This window comes from Paenibacillus sp. GCM10012306 (assembly GCF_042649265.1).
GTDB lineage: Bacteria > Bacillota > Bacilli > Paenibacillales > Paenibacillaceae > Paenibacillus_AQ.
Genome location: NZ_JBHRYW010000004.1, coordinates 391,770 through 414,704, shown reverse-complemented (window position 1 = coordinate 414,704; position 22,935 = coordinate 391,770). Strand labels below are relative to the sequence as shown.

17 protein-coding genes are annotated in these 22,935 nt (G+C 46.8%); 1 reads left to right on the top strand and 16 read right to left on the bottom strand.

The window, feature by feature from the left end; genetic code table 11:
- Positions 1-12: 12 nt before the first annotated feature.
- The 7 genes from flgK to ACFORK_RS12570 all read right to left on the bottom strand — a co-directional run bounded on the left by flgK (position 13) and on the right by ACFORK_RS12570 (position 6,973).
- A complete protein-coding gene (gene flgK, locus ACFORK_RS12600) occupies positions 13-1,611 on the bottom strand; it encodes a flagellar hook-associated protein FlgK (protein ID WP_379199274.1) in 1,599 nt (532 codons plus the stop codon).
- A gap of 53 nt (positions 1,612-1,664) precedes the next feature.
- The gene (locus ACFORK_RS12595; RefSeq protein ID WP_379199272.1) at positions 1,665-2,165 is read right to left on the bottom strand and encodes a flagellar protein FlgN; all 501 of its coding nucleotides are present in this window, start codon (positions 2,163-2,165) and stop codon (positions 1,665-1,667) included.
- A 12-nt stretch (positions 2,166-2,177) separates the two neighbouring features.
- On the bottom strand, positions 2,178-2,465 hold the full coding sequence (gene flgM, locus ACFORK_RS12590) for a flagellar biosynthesis anti-sigma factor FlgM (RefSeq protein ID WP_379199270.1): 288 nt from the start codon (positions 2,463-2,465) through the stop codon (positions 2,178-2,180).
- 108 nt (positions 2,466-2,573) lie between these two features.
- Positions 2,574-2,978, bottom strand: coding sequence for a TIGR03826 family flagellar region protein (locus tag ACFORK_RS12585; RefSeq protein WP_379199364.1), 405 nt, complete (start codon positions 2,976-2,978; stop codon positions 2,574-2,576).
- Positions 2,979-3,097: 119 nt separating this feature from the next.
- Positions 3,098-3,634 (bottom strand): ComF family protein, encoded by a 537-nt coding sequence (locus ACFORK_RS12580; protein WP_379199268.1) that lies wholly within the window; start codon positions 3,632-3,634, stop codon positions 3,098-3,100.
- A 323-nt stretch (positions 3,635-3,957) separates the two neighbouring features.
- Positions 3,958-6,141 carry a helicase-related protein gene (locus ACFORK_RS12575; RefSeq protein WP_379199266.1) on the bottom strand — a complete coding sequence of 728 codons (2,184 nt, stop codon included), beginning with the start codon at positions 6,139-6,141 and terminating at the stop codon, positions 3,958-3,960.
- A 388-nt stretch (positions 6,142-6,529) separates the two neighbouring features.
- A complete protein-coding gene (locus tag ACFORK_RS12570; protein WP_379199264.1) occupies positions 6,530-6,973 on the bottom strand; it encodes a glycosyltransferase family A protein in 444 nt (147 codons plus the stop codon).
- A gap of 72 nt (positions 6,974-7,045) precedes the next feature.
- Here ACFORK_RS12570 and ACFORK_RS12565 point away from each other — a divergent pair, with 72 nt between their 5' ends.
- Positions 7,046-7,198 (top strand): hypothetical protein, encoded by a 153-nt coding sequence (locus ACFORK_RS12565; protein WP_379199262.1) that lies wholly within the window; start codon positions 7,046-7,048, stop codon positions 7,196-7,198.
- A gap of 66 nt (positions 7,199-7,264) precedes the next feature.
- On the opposite strand, the gene ACFORK_RS12560 is transcribed toward ACFORK_RS12565, so the two are convergent.
- The 9 genes from ACFORK_RS12560 to ACFORK_RS12520 all read right to left on the bottom strand — a co-directional run bounded on the left by ACFORK_RS12560 (position 7,265) and on the right by ACFORK_RS12520 (position 22,712).
- Positions 7,265-7,987, bottom strand: coding sequence for a response regulator transcription factor (locus tag ACFORK_RS12560; RefSeq protein WP_379199260.1), 723 nt, complete (start codon positions 7,985-7,987; stop codon positions 7,265-7,267).
- A gap of 4 nt (positions 7,988-7,991) precedes the next feature.
- Positions 7,992-9,152 carry a sensor histidine kinase gene (locus tag ACFORK_RS12555; RefSeq protein WP_379199362.1) on the bottom strand — a complete coding sequence of 387 codons (1,161 nt, stop codon included), beginning with the start codon at positions 9,150-9,152 and terminating at the stop codon, positions 7,992-7,994.
- 58 nt (positions 9,153-9,210) lie between these two features.
- Positions 9,211-11,940: a stalk domain-containing protein gene (locus ACFORK_RS12550; protein ID WP_379199258.1), complete on the bottom strand. Its 2,730-nt coding sequence runs from the start codon at positions 11,938-11,940 to the stop codon at positions 9,211-9,213.
- A gap of 264 nt (positions 11,941-12,204) precedes the next feature.
- Entirely contained in the window at positions 12,205-16,233 is a 4,029-nt protein-coding gene (locus tag ACFORK_RS12545; RefSeq protein WP_379199256.1) for an Ig-like domain-containing protein, read from the bottom strand.
- A gap of 250 nt (positions 16,234-16,483) precedes the next feature.
- A complete protein-coding gene (gene metK / locus ACFORK_RS12540; protein ID WP_379199254.1) occupies positions 16,484-17,686 on the bottom strand; it encodes a methionine adenosyltransferase in 1,203 nt (400 codons plus the stop codon).
- Positions 17,687-17,899: 213 nt separating this feature from the next.
- Positions 17,900-18,160: an alpha/beta-type small acid-soluble spore protein gene (locus ACFORK_RS12535; RefSeq protein ID WP_379199252.1), complete on the bottom strand. Its 261-nt coding sequence runs from the start codon at positions 18,158-18,160 to the stop codon at positions 17,900-17,902.
- A 202-nt stretch (positions 18,161-18,362) separates the two neighbouring features.
- Complete coding sequence (locus ACFORK_RS12530) at positions 18,363-18,914, bottom strand: hypothetical protein (RefSeq protein ID WP_379199250.1); 552 nt, start codon at positions 18,912-18,914, stop codon at positions 18,363-18,365.
- Between the two features lie 85 nt (positions 18,915-18,999).
- Positions 19,000-21,828, bottom strand: coding sequence for an Ig-like domain-containing domain (locus ACFORK_RS12525; protein ID WP_379199248.1), 2,829 nt, complete (start codon positions 21,826-21,828; stop codon positions 19,000-19,002).
- Between the two features lie 542 nt (positions 21,829-22,370).
- A complete protein-coding gene (locus tag ACFORK_RS12520) occupies positions 22,371-22,712 on the bottom strand; it encodes a hypothetical protein (protein ID WP_379199246.1) in 342 nt (113 codons plus the stop codon).
- Positions 22,713-22,935 lie beyond the last annotated feature (223 nt).

Here is a 22,935-nt window from a genome sequence, read left to right as displayed (position 1 = left end):
GCCTCTTCCTCCTTATCTTCCAACGGTGCCGGTTGAGTTAATAAGCTTATCCAGCATCTCGTCATAGGTTGTCATAAAGCGTGCAGCGGCACTATAGGCGTGCTGGAAGACCAGCATGTTGGACATTTCTTCATCTAAAGATACACCGCTGACAGATTGCCGACGGGCATCCACTTGTTGCACGAGAAAGTCGGAATTCTCAGTCTGACGTTTGGCTTCCTGTGATTGAATACCTAACTGGCCGACCATGGAACTGAGATAAGAACCGATAGTACCTGTCTTGTTGCCATCAGGTGTAGTCATCAAGTTGTCCTTGGAATTACTCATCAGAAGTGCCAAGGTGTTATTGCCTTTAATAATCTGCGGATTCCCATCTGCCCCGATGGTTGTTCGCAGCGAAGTTGCAAACAAGCTCACATCGGCGATAATATCAGCGTTCAGCTTGATGTTGCCAGCAGTTATATCTCCACCGTTGTCTCCTGCTGTAAAGAAGGAACGTCCAGCCTTGCCATCCATCCCATAGCCTAACTGATGCAGACCATTCAATCCTTTGACAATCGTCTTCACGTCTTCGAACAATGCTGCTCCCTTAGGCATAGCTTGCCCTTTACCAAGTGTTGTGACTGACCCATCCACCAAAGTAATTTTGACATCATTGGTTAGGACCGTTCCTTCCGGAAGGTTAGAGCCGGCCGGGACGGTGACTTCCATATTGCCGTTGGCAAGCGTGTTGGCCATAACGTCAAGCTGCTTCTTATAATCAGCAACATAAGTTGTGTTCGACTTAATCATGCCGAAAACTTCGCCGCCCTTAAGGTCGCCTGAGGCATAGGCATTATTGAGAAATGCGTCATCTACGGTAGCGGAAACTGTATCCCCTTGAACCAGCGGCTGTCCTCCCAAGGAAATGTTATAGCCCGTTTCTGTCTCTACTACACTGATGTTCACAATCTTGGAGAGCTTGTCGGTCAGTAAATCCCGCTGGTCACGAAGATCATTGGCCTTATCACCCATGCCTTCAATTTTGTTAATGGATTGATTCAAATCTGCGATGGAAGAAAGGTAGCTTTGAATTTCCTTCCCTTTAATATCTATGTTAGAGTTAATATCTTTCTCTAGGTTGTTCAATTGAGTGCTCATATAGTTCATTGCGTCGGTCAGAGCCTGTGCCGTTTGCACAACGATTTTGCGCGCTGTAGGATCCTCTGGATTCTTGCTCAGATCCGACCAAGACTTCCAAAAGTTATCGAGTACGGTACGTATACCGGTATCGGAAGGTTCGTTGACAATAGCCTCCAGCTTGTCCAGCGTATCCGATTGGATACTCCAGCCGCCATTGGCTGAATTTTCTCCCCGGAATTGATCATCCAGGAACTTCTCCCGGATACGGTCGATGGAAGAGAACTCCACCCCTGTTCCAAGCTGGCCCGGGACGGTAGAGTTAGTAAGACCATAAGCTTCGATAGGCCTGGTAGCGTTCATATTGACACGCTGGCGAGTATAGCCCGGGGTATTGGCATTTGCTATATTATGTCCGGTGGTATTAAGGGCTGTAGTTTGGGTGAAAAGGCTTCGTCTTGCCGTTTCTATCGAATGAAATGTGGATGTCATTCCTCTGGCTCCTCCTCTGGTTTTGCTTCGGCAAAACGGTTCATTGATATCTTCTATCCCCGGGCGTCAAATAGACCCGACCGATACACATTGCTGCCCTTATCAGACGGATGGTGATAGGTCATCTCCTGATTAGGTCTTCCGACCATAAGGTCCAAGGAATAATCTATAAAAGTAAGTGATTGCTCAATCAGCTTCTGGTTGAGATCATTGGCTTCTTTTAAATGGTGCAACGTATCTGAGAGCTTCTTCTGGATTTGCAGCAGACGCGACTTGTCTTCCGGGTCGAATACTAGTCTGGATAGCTCTGTCAGATTTAGATTCAGATTGGAGCGGATTCCCACTCCTTGCAAAAAGGCATACGCTGCTTGTGTACGCTGTTCCTCAAGCTGTCCAACCAACTTCATCATTTTGGATTCACGATTCAGAATATCGATCAGCACTTCAATCTTGTTCTCCATAATTGCCTGCTTCTTGGTAGCGGCCAGATCCAGCATTTGGATATGCACCTCGTCCAACCGCTCCAGCAGTTCGATCAATGTTGTCAATGCCATGGATGAATTCACCTAATTCTCGGAGGATTGCTTAAAATAGGGGGCGAGTTTCTCTGCGAGTTTGGCTGCGTCTACTTGATAAGTACCAGCGGAGACCTGCTGCTTCAAGCTTTCAATCTTAACGGCGCGTTCAGCATCTGCCTTGCCGCTATTCTGAGCCTGCAAGAGCTTCAAGGCTTCATCGGAAAAAGTAGCCTCATCCTTGCGCGAATTCTTCTTCATTTGTTCCTGCCTTTGCGATTCGGCACTCCGCTGATAGGGGTTAATCGCGTTAATTCGTCCGGTCTCGTTAATTTTCATAACTGCCACCTTCCTTGTAATATAAAAAAGCCGATAATCTTTACTAAGTTTATCGGCGCTTGTTGAAACATTTTTTATAGCTGCAAACGTTTTTTTGCAGATTTAGGGCTAACGAAGCTTATCTATAGCACGGTATGCACCCTCTTGAGAAAGACTGGAGGCATCTGCAGCGGCACTTTCCTTCGCGGCATTAGCAAGATCCTTTCGCAAACGATTGCGACAGCTGTCACACATGTGATTTTCCCGGATCAAGGTTCCGCATACTTCGCATGGATACATCATATTAGGTGCGTTAGCTATGGAAATCCGGCCTTCCCGAATAAAACGGGTTATCTCTTTAATGGAGATCTCCGTAGCATCGGACAATTCCTGAATGTTGGTTCCTCTATTTTCTCGCAAGTAATTTACGCAGATCTCATAGTGATGCTCCAGTTCCTTGATACACGGCTGGCATAATTCCATGAGATTCTTGACGTATAACCGGCCGCACCTTGGACAATTGTCGAGATTCATAACAAGCAGCCGCTCCTCCCATACATTTTGTGCAAACATTACAATTCTTATGCTCCTAGATTACATGATTGAAGGGCATTCGTCTATCTCTTGCAAAGGATATACGAAGAAATAGTTCTCTAGGAGCGTGCCAAAGTCAAACTGCGAATCTCCACAGCTACGCCACAATCATCTGCAAGATGCTGCATGGGCTCAGCACAGGCACGCAATGTACTTCCTGTTGTATAAATATCATCTACTATAATGATGCGCAAAGGAGCACCAGGGTTACGTCGTGTCTGTAGCCAACCAGTGAATCTATCTGTCATCCCAGGGTCAATGGCAAAGGCATGCTTCATGTCTGATAACCGTTCGGCCCGGCTCTTAAAGCTCTGTTTCCCCGTATGATGAGTGCGAAGCAGCAGCTCAAGTTGCGGTATGCCTCTTCGCGAGGATAACACATGGCCCAATCGTTCTGCCTGATTAAAGCCTCGCTCCACCAATCTGGCCCCGCTGACCGGAACGGGAACCAGCAGATCTGCTCGCCACACTTCTCTTCTTTTATAGCTTTTATAGCCAAGAAGAGAAAGGAGTGAGGGACTTCTCTGTTCTTTCACCCGGAATTGCCTCTCTCTTTCCTGCTCTGCCTTCAGCAAACCATAAGCCCTGTCTAACATTAAGCCTAAGAGAAACGTGTATTTCTCATTCCCTCTGTATTTATATTGCCCTATCAATTCACGCATTACCTCGTTATAAGCCACAGCACTACGGTTGCAAATCAGTGGAGTAGGTTCATTATTTCGCGTGCAATCCGGGCAGCCTACATGCCTGCCGCATATGGTGCAACGAGGAACCTGTATCCAGGGTATCGCAGCAACACAGTTTGAACAGACTTCGGGCAAAGGCGACGATCCCTTACTGTTCTTCCCACAAATCAAACACCTGGTTAAAGGAGGAGCTAGCAGTCGCTCTGCTTGTCTCAACCATTGTGACAGCCTATTCATTGGAGACTCTCCTTACGAATGTAGCCCTTTTGACGAGCAATTCGGTTCATGGTCCGGATCTGGCCAATGGCTCCCCGCTGCGAACGGCTCCACTGCGGAGAGATGAAGAAGACCCGGCCCGCTGGATCATCCTTGGAGCGCCCGGCGCGGCCGGCCATTTGAACAAGTGAGGCCTCATCAAAAAGCGAACTATCCGCATCTAAGATAAATACATCGCTCCGTGGTACAGTTACCCCGCGCTCAAGAATCGTTGTAGTCACAAGCAGCGAAATGCTGCGGTCACGGAACGCCATCACTTTCTCCCCTCTTGCTGCGTCCTGAGAGGAGGTTCCTTCTATCGCTATGCCTGGGAAACGGCGACGCAGAAGCAGCAACAAACCTTCGATGTGGGCGATTCGGGATACAAATAGAAAAATCTGTGCGCTGCGGTCTAGCGATATCTTCAGCTCTTGAATCAGCTTCTTCGGCAAACTCCCCCGTTTCAGACAGATCCTCACCGGGTCCGCAGCCAAATGCCGCGGAACAGGCAAAGGATGTCCGTGGAAACGGACGGGGACCCTGGCATGGGCCAGCTTCCCCGATTTGACTTGACGCTGCATATCCATCGGCGGCGTGGCAGACAGGTAGATGAAACATCCGTCCGGCTTGCACGCCTGCCTTGCCGCATAGGCCAGCATCGGATCGTTATGATAGGGATAAGCATCCAGCTCATCTATGATAACGAGATCGAAGCTGTGATAGAAGCGCAGCAGCTGATGGGTGGTCGCCAATGTCATTCGGGCACCCACCCAGCGCTCTGCGCTGCCGCCGTACAGCACGGCGAGGCTCTCCGCCGGGAAAGCCCGTCCCAGCCGCGGCGCCAACTCCAGTACAACGTCCCGCCGCGGTGTTGCTACGAGCGCCCGGCCTCCGGCGCCGAGCACAGCCTCCAGGAGCGGGAAAATCATCTCCGTCTTTCCCGCTCCTGTCACCGCCCAGAGCAAGAACCGCTCTGGGCTCGGGACGGAGGAGCGCTTTTGGTCCGAGCCAGCGGAGTACTCTAGACTCAAGACCGCGGAGCGCTGCCGCCGCTCCGCCAGAAAAGCCAGCGCAGCCCCGGCGGCTCCCGCCTGGGCCGCGCTAAGCCCCCACCGGCGTGCCGCCACGGTGGGGTCAGAGCTGGCCGTGCATTGCACGGCCGGGGTCGCTGCGCTGCGCAGCAGCAGCGTACAAGCCCGGCTGCGCCCAAGTGCGAGGCAGGCCTCGCAGTAGGCGCAACCCGAGAGCCCGCACGCGGCGCATGCTGTGCGGGCAGTGGCAGCGCTGCCGCAGCGATGGCAGCGCGGGAGGGCCTGGTGCGGCGCCCAGGCGGCAGCCGCACGCAGAGCGCCAGCGACCAACGGGAGCTGGCGCAGCCCTTGACGCGCGGCTTCGTAACGCGCGTCCTCTCCGACAGCGGCTTCAATCCTCAGCCGCCCTTGCAAATGCGCCAGCTGGGCAGCGCGGCGCCAATGACCGCATAATGCCGGGCTTTGATCCAGCAGCAGCGCTTCCAGCTCCGCTTCTAGCAGAGATCGCCCGGCCACCGCATGTACCAATTGCTCTGCTTGGCTTGCTAGAAGAGGCAAGTTCTCAACCCTGTCTCCAAGAAAGGGTACCGCTTCCTCATTACTCCGATCCCCAACGTTGTTATCCCATTTTAAATTATTCGTCAACGCCCCTCCAATTGGAGATACATTATCAGCATTCCGCCTTTCACCTCTCAAAAAAGCCTGACCTTCCTCCATTCCCCTATCATCGCTAACTCTCTTGTTGTAACTCCCTTCCGCCAATTGCCATCTACCACCCGCAAATCCCCAAATCGCAATTCCGCCTGCCAGCCACTCTGAATGCCCAATAGCGCCTGCTTCACGCTCTGTCCTTAACTCAGCTTGAAGAATATCCTCTATGTATTTACTCCACTCCCCGCTGCCCCAAATGTGCATAAGTTTATCCGACTGGAAACGATCACGAACGAGCACCGCCCAACCCAGTGGCATTTCCGGCGAGAGCAGCACCAAGCGTCCCACCTCTTGCGGATGATGCCAATCTCCGCTTCTCTTCTCCCGACCTCCCCACCAACAAAAGTCCACAGCCAGCGCCAGAGAAATCCACACCCTCCATGTACCATTGCACTCCACAGCATAAATTGCAGCCTTCATCACAATTCCTCCCCCATTAAAACTCAGAAGTAGTCTTCTATAATGAAACGAACCTAAGATTCGAACATAAGGTTTGGTCTTTACTACAGTGGAATGATTGTATTGACAGTCGCAGCTGTCCCCAGGTTTCTTCTGAATTAAGCTGCCTTTAGCAGTTGAAATCTGACTAGCTTGTACTTCCAACGTAAGCCTTCTTTCGGAATCTTTTAGACGAACGCTTTTGTCCCTTCAGTTCCTAATCTCTCTTCTTTCCTCTTCACTTTTTGTTACTTTCTATTCTGCAGCTTACATATCCCCACAGTCTCTTTCACGACCTCCCATGACATACAAAAAAGCACACTCCCCTATTTACCGGAGAGTGTGCTTCACCCATTGCTTACATAGTCATTTAAATATCGCCATGCTTTGATTTCGATCCCCTACTTCCTTCCACCTGCATCATAGGCCATCGGACGGTTTGCCCCGACAACCGCAAATCCAGTATAATTCCTCGCGATTTCGACATTTCTTCCTGGCCGAGAGCAGGCACAGCGGTTGCCAAGTCAAGGTAGCAGCCGCTCCGGGCCATCCTAGATACGATCCCCATTGTTGTATCACTGGAGTTATCGTCCATCACAAGCACTCGTAAGGGCTTTCCTGTAAGAAAAGCATGAAACGTCAGTGCCCGAATATACCATTCCACCACAGATTCGTGATTACGGGTAATAAGAATATATTGAATCCACTTTCCGGATTCCCGTGCCTGACGGGACTTCTCCCGGATATGCAGCACGTGAACAAGGGCTACTGCGGATGAATAAACCGCCGCAATCCATATTAATTGGGCTACCACGGAGATGCACCTCCTCTGTATACCGACAATATATGCCGATACTTAGGGGTCGGTGACAGCCCACACCTTTTCATGTTACAAGCCTGGTTCCCGGACGCTGCTGCCCCCTGGTTCAATCCTACCCTTATCTTTGCAGATAATAACCAGGGGGCAAAGACAGGCGTAACAGTTTCTTATTCTTCCGATCAACTTGGCTTTACAGACACCAGACTGCCGGACATTTAAAATACTATGTAACGTCGTCCCAGATACGTAGATCCTCGAGAACGCTCTATTAAAACAATAGATGCTTTACAAAGTTACCCAACCGTACTTGATCGAATTGATTACAGCCTGCGTACGATCGTCGACTTCCATCTTCTGTAGAATACTACTCACATGGTTCTTAACGGTTTTCTCACTAATAAAGAGATATTCACCAATCATTTTATTGCTCTTGCCCTCTGCCATCAGACGCAGAACTTCTGCTTCACGGCGAGTCAGCGGATTATTGTCCCCGGCAACGAATTTAACACCAGCTTCCTTCACCGTTGTCTCGGCCATCGCACCCGCTTCGTTCAGATAAGTCATGCGACGAAGCTGATTAATCAGTTTACCAGTTACCTTTGGGTGAATAAAAGCATGGCCGCCGCATACCGAACGGATAGCATTGATCAGTGATTCTGCTTCCATATCCTTCAATAGGTACCCATTAGCGCCTTTGCGCAGTGTCTCAAACACGTAGCTCTCATCATCATGGATGGATAGAATAATAACCTTTACATCAGGGAACATCTCCCGAAGCTTTTGCGTAGCCTCCACGCCGTTCTCAACTGGCATGTTGATATCCATCAAGACAATATCCGGCTTGTTGACATTGCAGAATTCCAGGACCTGAATGCCATCACCGCATTCTCCAATGACCTCGATATCTTCCTCCATGTTCAAAATCCTTTTGAGTCCTTCACGAAAAAGCTGATGATCATCCGCCAAAAGCACTTTTATAGCCATTTTTTCAGAGTTCTGGTTCTCCATTGTATTACTCCTTTCCCTTCTCCACATTCGTCGGAATGTGAATTACGATTGTTGTGCCTTGGTTCTCGGCTGATTCAATTTCCATTCTTCCTTCCAGAAGCTCCACGCGTTCGCGCATCCCCAGCAAGCCGAAGCTTTCCCGGCTGCCCTGCTCTGTCTTCATTTTTTGCACATTGAACCCCAATCCATTATCTCTTACCACAATCTTCATTAACTGTGCCTGATAGGTGATCTCCACCAATACATAGCTAGGGTAGGCATGCTTCGCAGCATTAGACAGTGCTTCCTGGACAAGGCGATACACCGCCGCTTCCATGGCTGAAGAAAGGCGATACTCCTTGCCTCTCGTCTCAAAAGAGGTGCGGATCTTCGTCTTCTCCTCAAAATCATGCACATATTTCCGTAATGTCGGAATTAGTCCCAAATCGTCGAGTGCCATCGGACGAAGGTTGAAAATAACCTTGCGCATTTCCTCCAGGCTGTAACGAACCTGCCCTTTCAAGTCTAATACTTCGTCCTGTACCAGCCCAAATTCCTGCTTTACCAGCATTCTTTCAACAATTTCCGTCCTAAGGACTAGATTCGCCAACATTTGAGCGGGACCGTCATGAATTTCCCGGGCAATTCTCTTCCGTTCCTCTTCTTGGGCTAGAATAATTTTGAGTCCAATGATCTGTCGATTCTTCGCCGATTCGACAATTCGGGTCACTTGTCCCAGTTCCCCGGACAAATATTCCAGGACTACACTCATTTGCGAACCAATCGATTCCGCACGTTCCACAGAATTTTCGACAGCGCGGACGCGCAATTGCAATTCATCACGGCGGGTTCGCAAATAAGCCTCCCGCTCGCGTGTCATCATCAGCTCAAGCTGAAGTTCCGTGGCTTTTTCATAGGCAATGCGTATATCCTTCTCCGAATAACGGACAAAATCACGGCTGACTTCCGTCAGCCGGATACGGGAGCGGTGGTATTGCAGTTCCAGCTTGTCTACCTTTTGCAATGTTTCATCCGTTTCTTCCATCACACGCTGCAGTTCCTTAGTGAGGGCAACAAGCTCATCACGCGCTACCTGCAGGATTTCATATATCTGATACTTGCTGCTCTCCATCACGTCGATGGTGTTCTTGATGACGCGATCTATCGCATCGGCTTGAAATTCCACGGATGCTTGCCCCATTTCTATCGGATCGTTGTTAATGGCTTGCCTTTATATTAACATATCACGATTCGATAGTTACGGTCTTCGTGTTCTGTTCCCATTTTACGGTTAATCCCAATTGTTCAGAAACCAATCTGAGCGGTACTAAAGTCCTGCCTTGTAGGAGTAAGGGAGCTACCTCAGCACTTTGACGTTTTCCGTTCAAGACAAATTCCTTCTTGCCTAGTGTCAGATCAAGCACCTTCGACCCGCGCAGCACGAGAATTCTCTTGTTAACCGGATCCCACGTTGCAGTCCCACCAAAAGCATCCAGTACATAACGAATCGGCACATAGGTACTGTTGTCTTTGACAATCGGAGCTACATCTATCGGTTTATTCTGACCGTTCACAACAACTGTTTTAGAACCGATAATCATTGACGCTGTTCCTTTAGGAAGCCCCGCCTCACTCGATAGCGACGGCATCGTGAAGGTGATATTGTCAAAAGCTACAGTACCTGTTTTGGAACGTTCATCCTGTCCTTCTTCTACATTCACAACATAGAGGCGTTTCAGTGTCGCCGGGAATTTGATACCTGAACCTGTTAGATCGATATTCAGGCTCTTCCATCCCGTCCAATCAATCACCTTAGCCAGATCGACATACACCGTTGCACCGCTGTTATCCAAGATTTCTGCTCGCATCCAATTTAGACTCTTGTCACCCATTACATCCACGGACATTGAGGTTGCTGTAGCAGGGATTACTTTGCCATTCGTTCCATTAAACTGAGCGTAAGCATACATTTTACCGCTGCCAGCAGTCATATCATAGCTCATGGACAATACCTTTGAGCCTACGCGGTCAGGTCCTCCGTCCGTAACAACTGCTGTCCCTTTTACACCAGAAGCGTTAGTGGTGAAAGCAATAGGATAATTCACATTCTCAAAATCCTCCCAAGGTGTAGCCGCCGCCTTCGAGAGTACAACAGCGGTACTGAAGCCATCATATCGGGCAATGGCATAACCGGTAGTGACGCCTTCATCCACAGAGGCTACCGTCAGCTTGCCATCCTGTACACTGCCTTTAAAACCAACAAATTCCCACTTCAATGCAGAAGCTGGAACTGTCACAGACGCTCCGCTCTTCGTAACAGCTGTTACTGGAACTGAAACCGAAGCTCCGGCTGTCAGGGGCGCTGTTGCGGTGCCAATGGACAAGCCGTTCAAGTCACTCCCGCCTAGCACCGTCACCTTAGTATTTGCACTTGCCCCGCCGCTAGCCGCCGTCAATGTAACGGTTCCCGGCTTCACCGCTGTAACTTCACCCGCTTTAACTGTCACGCTGTCACCACTTGATTTCCAAGTAGGATTTCCTGCAGCAACGTCAATTGGGTTGTAGTATGTGTCATACCCCTTCAAAGAGTAAGTCGCCTTCTGACCGATCAGCAATGTAGTGTTGCCACTAATCTTGATGCCCTTTACTTCGCCCTGCGGCGCAGAGGTGTACACGCCAAGTCCATTAACGACACTTCGCTGCTCTGTCCCATACTCTGTATTAAAAGTCAGTGTAGTCGAGGTTTCGGCAAGTGGCCGGTCGACCATAGTTGTAGAACCGCCACCATCCAGATTCAGTCCTTTCCAGACTCCAATATTGGTCATGAAAGATTGAAGTTCGCTGAGCGACATTCCAGTGCTGTTGTTGTTCTTCTCTACGGCTATCACATACACATAGCGGCCATCTTGGGAATAACCCAGTGCTGTACGGGCACGAGTGCCATCGATACTGCTCGTAGAGCGAGAGAACGCTGCTGCCTTACCATTATTTACGAGAATCGTATGTCCACCAATCATCGTTTGCAGCGTGCTCGGGTCCAAAGCCTGCTGTGTCGTTTTGGAAATAAGTGAATAAGTGCTGGTTACGGGTTGACCAACCGTCAAATGATCGGTCATAAACTTGGCTGCTTGTCCATGTCCACGCAGAATAAAAGCACCCTTGGGGACAGCTATCGGCAGCGCAGCATTTTCCGAGAGTTTAGTGACTACACCGTTCTCTACCAGAGCCTCAGTAGGGGTAGTAGAACTATTCTTGGGCCGATCCAGCGCCGTCCATACATCAGTATATATGTACAGGGCATTCGCATGACTGTAGGTAGAAGTGCCACCTTCCGGATTATAAGCCCCTTTATTAACACCTGAGAGCGGGAATTGACTTCCATCCCCAGAGGATACCGTCCCTTGGAAACTGAACTCATCTATAATCGGTTTCCGGTCTTTGGTCACGGCAAAAGCATACATGCCATCCAACTGGGAAGGGGTCGACACAAGCACCCCACCAGATACTTGACCGCCAATAGGAGAACCTTCTCCTCCAGTATTAAAATAATCTCCGTTTACCGCTGCTACTGCGCCCGTTTCCTTTGCCATACCTCCAGTGCTTTGGCGAGTAGTCAGCGTACCGCCCTTGCCGGTCATAACATCCAGGGAAACATACGGATTGCTCAGGTCGACACGGATCACATCTGCCAATCCGGTAGCGCTTTTTCCTGAGCGAACTGCGGTATATTTATACTTCATCATAACGGCTCCAGAGGTAATAACATCCTCGCTGAGCTTGTTGACGGTTAGTGCCGTTGCCGCAGCTGCAATAGAAGCATTGCTCGCTGTCCATGGACTTATAACTTCACTGCCGATCACCGGCATGATCCAAAGCACACCTGCCAATGAGGCGGCGACCCATCTTTTTGCAGTCGTTGCTCTTCTCTCCTGCACAGACTCGTTGCGCTGCTTACCCGTGAAAGCATTGTTCATTTCAGAATAACTCTCCCATCTCTTATTCTACTCTTTGATTCTATTCTCAAAGTCTGGAAATCCATGCCCTATTTTCCTAGTATACATCAATAATAGACTTGATTTAGCCCGAAAAGTTGCGAAAATTGCGAGATTAAGAGCTTTCCTAGCGGTAATTGTTCGTGCAGTAGCGAACTTGCTTCATGGCTGTGCCGACAAAAAAAGCCCGGCTCTATGAACCGGGCTTGATAGTTTTTTAACTTCTTATTCGTGAATATTCAGTTGTTACAAATACCCTGCTTTGCTCAGCATCCGTTGCAGCATGACCGCACCTTCTGCACGGGTGGCATTACCCTGTGGCAGGAAGGTTCCTCCTGGCAGGCCGAGAATAATACCAGATTGAACCGCTTTGGCCACAAACTCGGCACTTTGATTCTGTATCTTAGCCTTATCCTTGAAAATGCTCAGTGCTGTTGCTGCGCTTCCGTTGAGTGTAGCGGTATTCCCTGTATAATCCAATGCCCGAATCATCATAATCGCCATCTGCTCACGGGTTATATTTTGACTCGGACGGAAGGTTCCATCTGTATTTCCTGTTATAATACCAGCCTTGGCCGCGGCTCCGATATAATCCCCGGTTTGCGTATTTGGCTGAACATCACGGAACCGCTGTGCACTTTCACGATCTCCTTGCAGACCCAAACCTCTGCTCAGCATAACAGCGAACTCTGCTCGTGTGATCTTCTGCTCCGGAATGAAGTTATAACCGTAGCTACTATCAATAATATTTTTGGCTGCCAGTTCTGCGACAACGTTTTTACTCCAGTGCTTCGTCATATCTGAGAAAGAGCGCAGCGACAAAAATGTCCCCAGCACAAGATTACCAGAGGTCCGAGCTGTAAGAAGAGTATAATTACCTGCTTTACTCATTTTTGTAGGCAGATAAACTGCATCATTATACGTAAGGTCCATACGAGCAGCCGAAGTTTGGGCATTATTCAAAGTGGCAGTCGTACGTGCGGTATACTCCCCACCTGCAGTCACTGCTACAGAATTCGAGAAATTCGTACCTGCCGCAGCATTCACACGTATATCCATTAATCTCGTGACAGGTTGCATTCCTTGGCCTTGAATCTTTTGCTCCAGCGTTCCAAATGTACCAACCGGCACGCCTTCCATACGGAACATGAGTGAGATATTGCTGACATCGGAACCCAGGCTGGTTACCAGACGGTTCATATCAATATCACCAAGTGCAATAGTGTACAAATGCTCGCCGAAACGAATGGCCAGCTTCGCATTTTTATTCCGGCCAACCACATCCTGCAATGGTTTTAAAGGAATCGTTACATACGCTGAGTTATCCGTAGAAGGTACCTCAATAGCAAGTACAGGCGCTCCCGTCTTCAAGAGATAATCATAACTTGCTGATACTCTCTCCGAGGTTAGGCCGTATCTTTTAGCAGGTTGATTATACAATGAAAGGTCATTAGCTATAGACGCTGAATCACTCTTCAAAAGCGCATATTCCACTCCAAATTCACTAGCCGCAAGCGTCCCAAGGTAAGAGGGGCGGTTGCCATTACCCGATGTCGAACCAGTCAGATTCTGAACAGCCAATCCATTAAAGGAAGCTAGGGCATTACCGCTAAGATCCCTGATCTGGCTTGAACCGATATATGACAAATCCACTTTTTGACCACTCTTCACCATAGACGAAAGCACGAGCTTTAAGCTGTTACCTGACAACGTATTACTTTGCACGTCCACTGTGCTACCGTCGACTCTTACTCCGAACTGATTATTATACAAGGTAGATGAAGCCTGCATATTCTTACTGAACGTCACAGTAAGCTCATCCCCATTGACCGTAGCGCTTGTAATGTCACTCACTGCCGTAGTTGACGTCACCGTCACCGGCTGCAGGTTAATATAGGCTGCAAAATTACCGTTCAGATCGCTTATTCCCGCTGTACCCGGTACATAAGAAATCGTCACGTCCTTGTTCACCGGCAAAGCACTCTGCAGTGTCAAGATGACCTGTGAACCGCTAACAGCTACATTGGTTACATAGTTGGGTGAATTACCGACAAGCACAGAAAACTGACTGTTCATTGGCAGGTTTGTTGTAGATAGCCCTTCATTGTAGCTCAGCGTAATTTTGTTACCAGCACCCGTGGCGCCTTGGAATACTGGAGGAATGGTATCGTTAGAATTCCTAATAAAAAACTCACTGAAGTCCGCAATATTTTGTCCAAATTGATTCTGTAAAGGATACGAGGACGCATAATACGATACCCGAACTACCGCTCCGTTCCCAGCGTCACCATTCACGGTCAGATATACAGAATTCCCGTTGGAGCTGATGGAGCTGACACCAAGTGAATATCCATCTGCTGTTACTAAGAACTGACTGTATGCGTAGGAATGTACAGGTTTGAGGGTATCATTAAAATTAAGCACCACTGATCGATTGGAGATCCTTCCATCCTTGGGTGTTGGCATTGAAGATTCAATCGTATTCGTTACCTCTCTGGAAGAAAAGGTGCTTGCGGCATTCCCACTGGTGTCCTGAATAGTGCGCAATCCGCCGGAATAAGTGATTTTAACAACCTGACCGACAGCTACACCTGTGCTTAGTACTACAAATACACTATCACCTTGAATATAGACACTATCAATAGGCCGTTTTTCATCATTTACGGTCACCGCAAAACTAGAGGTCAGTAGCGCAGCCGAAGAATTCAATGATTTATTGTATTTCAGTCGAATCGTCCGATTATTTTCAAGCTGCGCACTTGATAGCTGTGGCGCTGTTTTATCAACGACTGATGTACGGAAGCTCCAAGAGTTCTTTCCGCTTAAACCATCGTACACAATTTTGGAATCTGTCGCATCGGTAAAAGCACCTTTAGCGATATCTATGTAGTAGGTTGTATCTCCATCCAATGCTGCAGACGGTGTAATGATGTACTCTCTGCCCGTAGCTCCTTTAGAAACGGAAGCTGGGACTTTGACTCCATTGCTTTTAAATAAAGTAACACCATTAGCTAGGGAACTATTGAAATTGACATCCCGGCTAAACGTAATTGCAAATGTTTTGTTGATCGGCACACCTTCGCTACGGTCGGTCGGATTCAATGAAGATACACTGGGTCCTGCCTGGGAGACTGTTGTAAAGCTCCAAGTGTATGGACCTGAAGCCGGGAACACATTACCGTCCTGATCATAAAAAGAACCTTGAGGTATTGAGACAGTGTAGGCAGTACCGTTCAACAGTGGAGATGCTGTAGATGCCGGATACAATGTTATCACATTGCTGCCTCCGCCGGTGACCCCGGTAGAATTAACATCAAGCCATCTGGTTCTACCATCTAGGACCCCGCCGGCAGCCACTGTAATCACTCCGGATACTGGCTTCATCGGACGGTCAAAGGTGAGTGCAAGCGCTCCTGTGGTCGATACTTCTCCCGCGCCGTTTGCCGGATAAGGAGTTACCGGGAAGTCTGCTACTGCTTTGGTTGAAAATGACCAAACACTGCCGCTGGAGATCCCTGCGAACGTTCTGGAATCTTCATCCTTGAACGCGTAGGCATCTATCAATACATAATAATTCGCCCCAACCTTCAGCTTATTGGCCAGGCTTAAAGTGACTGAAGTTGCCTCCGCACTGCTCTGTATATCCACTCCGGGTTCACCGTCAGCCATTCTAAAGCTTTGCACTGTTGAATTGTCGGCTGAGGAGATCAGCTTAACAGTGCCACCGCCCGGCAGCAGCTTCTTATTAAGCTTCAGACTAATCTGCGACAAGGTGCCAGCATCTACTCTTGCATTGTTGGCAGGAGAGAATTCACTAACAGCAATCGTATTATTGGCCTCGGGAGCAGTTGTGAAATCCCACACGGTAAGTGCTGATTCATTGCCATCAGCATCTTTAAACACGCCTTTCGGTATTGTAACTGTATAGGTCTTATTCGGGGCCAGTAGTTGTCCAGCTCCCCATTTCAACTCATAATCCTTGGAAGTGCCTATCAACCCGTAGCTGCCTATAGGAATCGTTACAAAAGGGGTAGTGGCACCTTTGGGGGTGATGCTAATTTCCCCAGCTTGGGGATTCACCACTCTGTCAAAGCTCAATCTAAGTGTAGTGGCTACATTTACAAAAGCTGCTCCCGGTCCGGGGGAGACATTAATACCAAATTCAGAAGCAGCATACACTGCCGAACTCCCGATTCCGAATGATGTACTAACCGATCCTAATAATAATTCTCCTGCTAAAAAGAATGCCGTCCACATGGAGATTTTCCTCTTCATCTTTCGATAACTCCTCTCAAGCCGTACTTCACATTTTTATCAAAGTCCATATACTCTTATATTTCGGTTGAAGGGCTTCCAAAGTTTAGTAGAGCTATGGCAGGGATATTTCAACATCATTAACTCGTGCTCGGACAAAAAAACACCCCCAAATTACCACTTCAAACGAAGTAGTGATTTGGAGGTGTTATATGATCAAAATATTATACCTGGAAATATATAAATTACTCGGCCGACAGCCATTTCTGGCTTAGATGCCCGACAAGGATCTCAGCAATTCAGCCTTGTCTACGCGCTCCCATGGGAGATCGACATCAGTGCGACCAAAATGTCCATAAGCTGCCGTTTGTCTATAGATCGGCTTACGCAGATCCAGCATGGAGATAATACCGGCAGGACGAAGATCAAAGTTATCGCTGATCAGCTTCGACAGCTTTTCCTCACTGATTTTACCTGTACCGTATGTATCCACATTAATGGAGACAGGATTTGCTACACCAATGGCATAAGCCAACTGGATTTCACATTTGTCGGCAAGGCCCGCAGCTACAAGGTTCTTAGCTACATAACGTGCTGCATACGCTGCAGAACGGTCTACTTTTGTTGGATCTTTACCGGAGAATGCACCTCCGCCATGACGTGCATAACCGCCATAGGTATCCACGATGATTTTACGTCCAGTCAGACCGGCATCACCTTGTGGTCCACCAATTACAAATCGACCTGTAGGGTTAATAAAGTATTTGGTCTCCCCATCAAGCAGTTCAGCAGGAACTACAGGTAGAATTACATGCTCCTTGATATCCGCTTGAATCTGTTCCAGCGAGATTTCTTCCGCGTGTTGTGTAGATACAACAATCGCGTCAACGCGTACAGGCTTCTCATCCTGGTACTCAATAGTAACCTGAGTTTTGCCATCTGGGCGCAAATAATCCAAAGTACCGTTCTTACGTACTTCAGACAAACGACGAGCGATCCGGTGAGACAAAGCGATTGGAAGTGGCATCAGTTCTGGCGTCTCATTGGTTGCAAAGCCGAACATTAGACCCTGGTCACCTGCACCAATATTAGCAGTTTCTTCGGCAACCTGTGCTGGATCACGGTTCTCGAGAGCGGCATTAACCCCCTGGGCGATATCTGCGGACTGCTCGTTCAAAGAAGTCAGCACAGCACTAGTATTAAAGTCAAAACCATACTTGGCATTTGTGTAACCAATTTCTTTAATCGTGTTGCGCACAATCGCCGGAATATCTACATATTCCGATTTGGTGCTGATTTCACCAATAACTAATACTAGTCCCGTTGCTACTGCTACTTCGCAGGCTACGCGCGCATTTGGATCATTCGCCAAAAAAGCGTCAAGTACTGCATCAGAAATCTGATCGCAGATTTTATCCGGGTGCCCTTCTGTTACTGATTCAGAAGTGAATAAGTGGCGTCCCTTGATAGACATGAATATCAACCTCCCATACCAATTATATGAATCTTTTAACAGCTCAATAGTCCAGAAGAATATATTAGAAAGCAGCTAAAATGTGTGTGTCTTCAAAAAAATGAACCTTTTCCACAGGGAAAAGGTCGATTGCTTTCCTCAGAAGTCATATTATCTTATTTAAAAGAAGCTGTCAATTCCGCCCGGTTTCGTTGGTACCATGGGAAATCATGATTAAAGCAATGATTGTTGCGCTTGCTGGATAAGTCTCTTCGTAATTTCTCCGCCAACAGAACCGTTATCTCTGGAAGTCAGATGTCCTAGGTATTGACTTCGTGAAGATGAACCCGTAAAGCCGAGCTCAGATGCAAACTCCGTATCCGCTCCACCACCATAAGATGATCCGTACAGTCCAAATTCAGCTGCAATTTCATATTGCATTTGTTTTAACATCGTCCGACTTTCAGGTACGACTTTACGATTATTACCTGCCATGTGTTGCACCTCCTGCATATTGTAAGAATACAGGTCTATTGTGCGCATATGGAGATACCTTCAATCGGCTTAATGTTTGTTAATGTAGGAAATGAGTGCCGCTTGAAACAAACATTATCTATATATAATTTTTAAGTATAGTCGTTTCTATACATGGGCATGATTAATATAAAAGAAATAACAGATGCACGTTAATCCTTTGTTATTTCAAAGTATATCCACCACGAACCATAACCACGAGCCCCAGTGTTTGTCCTTCTTGAACAACAATGCCTCGTCCATCGCGGGGGAACGATAGTAAGTGGTTAGTGGGCGCGGATACTCCGTTACCCAAATCTTTACCATCTGTTAAATCAGCAACACCATTGGCATCCTGTGAAAAGATAACCGCTTTGCCGGCACGTACGATAAATTCTGTACCAGCTGAAGCAATTAAGGTTTGGCCTGGTTTTACATCGACAATGACGGACTCGTTACTTGTTGTGTTAGCTGGGGCTGGTGTAGCTGTAGGTGCTTGAGTTGCAACGGCTGTAGCTGTTGGAGCCACTGTCGCAGTAGGCGCTACAACTGTACCACCTTGCAAAGCTTTTTGAATTTGTTGGTCTACATAACTCTTTGTCACTACAGGATCATCTGCTGTTCCAGGCTGTGAGCCCACACCAGCTCCTTCGGCAGTAATATTCATCACCGATCCAGCCCATATTCCACCGATTAATAACAACGCTGCAAGTGAAGCTTTCCATACCGGTTTCATCAATGTCCTCCTTAATATGATCTGAAATGGCTATAAAAAAAGCATAGCCTCCGAAGAGGCTATGCTTTGCTTCAGTAATCGGAGATTACTTAGCGGATACAACAGTACCAGTTACAACTGCGTTGCCAGCAATATCTTTAATTGCATTATCGAATTTCACTGGAGTTGTGGTAGATTTTCTTACTTCCACAGTAACTGTATTGATGTTGTTAGCATTAAGGTCTTGGAGACCATTAGTGCCATCAATGTTTTTGAATGAGAAGTAGAATTTACCAGCATCAGAACCTGCACCAGCACGTACTGTAGTTGCAACTGTAGGAGTTCCAGCTACCAAGACATGTGGAGCAACTTCAACATCGTTAATTTTGAAGATAAGATCTTCATTACGGATTTCTTTAACATCTTCGGAGAATGCAACTACCAGAACTGTCTTATCTCCACTAGAAACTGCTGCAGAAGCAAGAGTTGGTTTCACGCGGTCAGTCAGAACTGTTTTGTTCTCAGCAACAAGAATTCCGTTTCCAGCTTTATCGGCGATACCGAATGCTGTAAATTTGTATTCTTGAGTTTTAGCGAAAGTGCTTGCTGGGATTGTTACTCTTACAACAGCTTCTTTAGGCGCTTTTGGATCATTATCTTTGCCTACTTTTTCAATTGTTACAAGAGTTCCAACAGGCAGTGCTTTATCATCTAGAGTATAGCTGTTAACATCTCTAAGCGATTGAACATTCAATGCTTCATTATCTGTAACTGTAATATCATAGTATACATCACCAGTTACTACAACACCGCCTTCTACTGCGAAGTTGTTATGAGCAACGATGCTCTTAACTTCAGGTCTTTCAGTATCGTTAGTAACAGTAGATCCTACTTTCAACGCAACTGTTGTAGCAACAAAAGCATTGTTCGCGAAGGAATCATCAGTTACCAAGCCTTGTGGCAAGCGTACTGTGTAATCAGCACCACCAAGGGCAGCTGCGTAAGTCAATGTTTTCTTGTCAGAAGACAAGGAACCATCTTTCACATAAAGTGTAGCAGATACTTGACCTGTTGCTTCATTAACGATTGTGATTGCTTTATTGTTAGTGGCGGCAGTATCAAGAACTACTTCTTTGCTGAACTTGATAACCAAGCCTTTAGCGGAGTAAGTAGCACTTACTACGCCTGGAGCAGTTGTGTCCTTAGTGAATGTGATAGCTTGAGTAGCAGCAGCACTCAAAGTGTTACCAAGAGTATCACGTACGGATTGACCGAACACGATGGAACCAGTGAAAGTTCCGCTTTGTGGCAGGCTGCCCAGTGGCGATCTCAATTTGATAGTGTCGCTATCAGATGTAGTCACGACTGTGAACACACCTCTGCTATCACCGTTAGCATCAAGCAAACGAACATTACCCACCAGGGAATCTTTGTTCACTTTCTTATCAAACTTAACTTCAACATAACGGTCACCAATTGGTGTTACACTCTTAATTACAGGCGCAGCAACATCGGAAACAACTGTTACAGAAGTTTTAATTGGGTTAGGATTAGCAACGTTACCTGCGAAGTCAGTTACGTTGTTCAGGGATACATCGTAAGTAGTACCGCTAGTCAGGTTAGCAGTAGTCAATACGAATGTGTCATAAGTATCTCTTTGTACTGTTGCAGCTTGACCATTCACATAAGCAATGATACCAGCTGGTTTAACAGGCTCGCTGAATTTCACATATACTTTGTTTGTAGTTGTTTTAGCAACTGCATTGATAGTAGCTACTGTAGGTGCAGTTGTATCAGCAACAGTCAACAATTTAGTGAAAGCAGCAACTTTTTCGCCGGAAGTTGTCTTAACAGCGTCGCTAACAACAACTGTGTATTGACCTTTCAGGTACTCAAGGTTAGGAACAGTGATTTTAGCTTCTGTGTTATCAGCGTTGAAAGATACTTCAGCGCCAGTAGTAGTCACAGCAGGAGCACCGCTCAATGCAGTTACTTGAACTACATCTTTGATCACTTTACCGTCTTCAGCAATAGTGTCAGTATCAACAGCACGGTTGAATTTAACAACCAATTGCTTAGCGTTTGGAGCTTCTACGTCAATAACTTTAGGAGCTTGCAAAGTTACTTTAGTAGTGTACTCTTTATCTTGATGTTTGAAAGTGATTGAAGTTTCAGCACCTGCAACAAGTGCAGTTGTCAGTTCAACAGTTGTAGTTGTTTTGTCAGAGAACGTTACAACCACTTTAGTTGGGCTGATCGCTTCCGCAGAAGCAACAGTCAATACTGGAGTGCTGCTCAGTTGGTCAACTGCGTAAGCTGCTTCTACTACCAAAGAACGAGTAGCGTTAGCTTTGAAGGCAATGTTTTTAGCAATCAAACCTTTGTCGATGATTGCTTGAACATAACCTTTAGCCCATGCAGATGCATTGTTGTCAGTTGTAGCTGGAGCTTCCAGTTTCAACGCACGGAACAATACAGTCGCTACTTCTTCAACAGTTACTTTACCGTTGTAGTCGAAGATACCTTTAACAGTATCTTTACCTTCCATCAGGTTAGCTGCAGTAACAGCTTCGATGTAAGGAACTGCCCAGTTAGTTGCAGTGTAACCTTTGTCTTTGTAAGACAATTTGTTAGTCACTTCAGGCAGGTCAAACAATTTAGTAACGATCTTAGCGAACTCAGCGCGAGTCAGATCATTTTCAAGGTGAGCTTTACCATCTGGGAATCCGTTAAGGATACCTTTTGCTGCCAAAGCATCGAATTTTTGTTGCGGAGTTGTTGCTGCTGCGTCACCAAACGCTACAGAGGCAAACATCGAGAATGCCATTGCTGTAGATAATGCTACGGATAAAATTTTCTTCATAACCTTTTTTTCTCCTCCTTGGACGTTCATGAACTGAGAATTTTCTTTAGTAGGGTAGCTCATGTCACTCATTAGCCGATGCACCCCCTTTCCCGAGTTGAGCAATTAAGTATAAATAATGTCTGTGACGGGTATCACAGAAACTGGTAAACAAATTAAAGGCATGATAATACTAGATTCCTAATTCTACCTAAGTATTATACAATGTGCCTCAAGTCACGTAAAGCTAATTTTTCCATTTGGATAAATTGCTTTATAAATTGAACACTGTCTTTGGTGCTCTGTGTAAGTGACTCTACACCTTAAACGCAGCAGGTTTGGAAAAGTTGCGGTTTCTAAAAAATAATTTCGAAATTTCTTTCCGGCTCCGCCCCAATAGAAGCTACAAATGTATGTATTACTAACTATTGCTAATGATGGGTGGGTACGGAAAATAGTATAGCATAGCGAGTTCCAAGGCGTCATTAAGCAATATTTGTTAAGACAAACTGTCTGAATCTCCTCCATTTATTGCAGAAAAAAATCTGATGGGTAACAAATAGGGTGCCTAACAAAGTCACTGTGGACTGGCTAGACACCCTATAGCGCATAAGCGCCCTGTTCTATGCATAAGCTTATCGAATCTTCATAGAGAGCTGAATGAGCTCTTGGCGTTTCTCTGGGCTAGAATTTACATTATCATACATGGCATCAATGGCTACACGGTTCTCACGGTAACTCTTCTCATGTTTAATTGTAGAGTGAGACCATTCAATCAGTGCGTTCTCAGCAATTACAAGGTCGTTGTATGCATCATGGAAGCCAGTAGCCTGTACTAACTCTTCCATAATCTCCTGGGTAATCTCCTGAAGTGAGCGCTTAGCTGCAATTTCCTTCTCCAATACCTTTGCTCTATTCTCAAACATATTCTTGGCTTTCATGTAATCCAGTTGAGCTTTTGATAAAATCGGTTTCATCGATGGCTTTCACCTTTCAGAAAATAATATTTTCTACGTTATTGTAACGTAAATGGGAGCAGATTACAAAGAATTGTAATTGGTAATAAAAAATGACGTGAACAATTTTCGCAAGAATTATATGTAGCTACCTCTGATTTGTTTCAGATTTAATGAATTGAAAATCCCGTAAGCTCATTATACCTAATTTCTATTTGAATAGAAAGTTAGGCCACGATAGGAG

Excerpts from the sequence above, each read along its gene's own strand:
- flgK (WP_379199274.1), bottom strand. The coding sequence starts at position 1,611 with ATGACATCCACATTTCATTCGATAGAAACGGCAAGACGAAGCCTTTTC.
- ACFORK_RS12595 (WP_379199272.1), bottom strand. The coding sequence starts at position 2,165 with ATGGCATTGACAACATTGATCGAACTGCTGGAGCGGTTGGACGAGGTG.
- flgM (WP_379199270.1), bottom strand. The coding sequence starts at position 2,465 with ATGAAAATTAACGAGACCGGACGAATTAACGCGATTAACCCCTATCAG.
- ACFORK_RS12585 (WP_379199364.1), bottom strand. The coding sequence starts at position 2,978 with ATGAATCTCGACAATTGTCCAAGGTGCGGCCGGTTATACGTCAAGAAT.
- ACFORK_RS12580 (WP_379199268.1), bottom strand. The coding sequence starts at position 3,634 with ATGTTAGACAGGGCTTATGGTTTGCTGAAGGCAGAGCAGGAAAGAGAG.
- ACFORK_RS12575 (WP_379199266.1), bottom strand. The coding sequence starts at position 6,141 with ATGAAGGCTGCAATTTATGCTGTGGAGTGCAATGGTACATGGAGGGTG.
- ACFORK_RS12565 (WP_379199262.1), top strand. The coding sequence starts at position 7,046 with ATGTTACAAGCCTGGTTCCCGGACGCTGCTGCCCCCTGGTTCAATCCT.
- ACFORK_RS12560 (WP_379199260.1), bottom strand. The coding sequence starts at position 7,987 with ATGGAGAACCAGAACTCTGAAAAAATGGCTATAAAAGTGCTTTTGGCG.
- ACFORK_RS12550 (WP_379199258.1), bottom strand. The coding sequence starts at position 11,940 with ATGAACAATGCTTTCACGGGTAAGCAGCGCAACGAGTCTGTGCAGGAG.
- ACFORK_RS12545 (WP_379199256.1), bottom strand. The coding sequence starts at position 16,233 with ATGAAGAGGAAAATCTCCATGTGGACGGCATTCTTTTTAGCAGGAGAA.
- metK (WP_379199254.1), bottom strand. The coding sequence starts at position 17,686 with ATGTCTATCAAGGGACGCCACTTATTCACTTCTGAATCAGTAACAGAA.
- ACFORK_RS12535 (WP_379199252.1), bottom strand. The coding sequence starts at position 18,160 with ATGGCAGGTAATAATCGTAAAGTCGTACCTGAAAGTCGGACGATGTTA.
- ACFORK_RS12530 (WP_379199250.1), bottom strand. The coding sequence starts at position 18,914 with ATGAAACCGGTATGGAAAGCTTCACTTGCAGCGTTGTTATTAATCGGT.
- ACFORK_RS12525 (WP_379199248.1), bottom strand. The coding sequence starts at position 21,828 with ATGAGTGACATGAGCTACCCTACTAAAGAAAATTCTCAGTTCATGAAC.
- ACFORK_RS12520 (WP_379199246.1), bottom strand. The coding sequence starts at position 22,712 with ATGAAACCGATTTTATCAAAAGCTCAACTGGATTACATGAAAGCCAAG.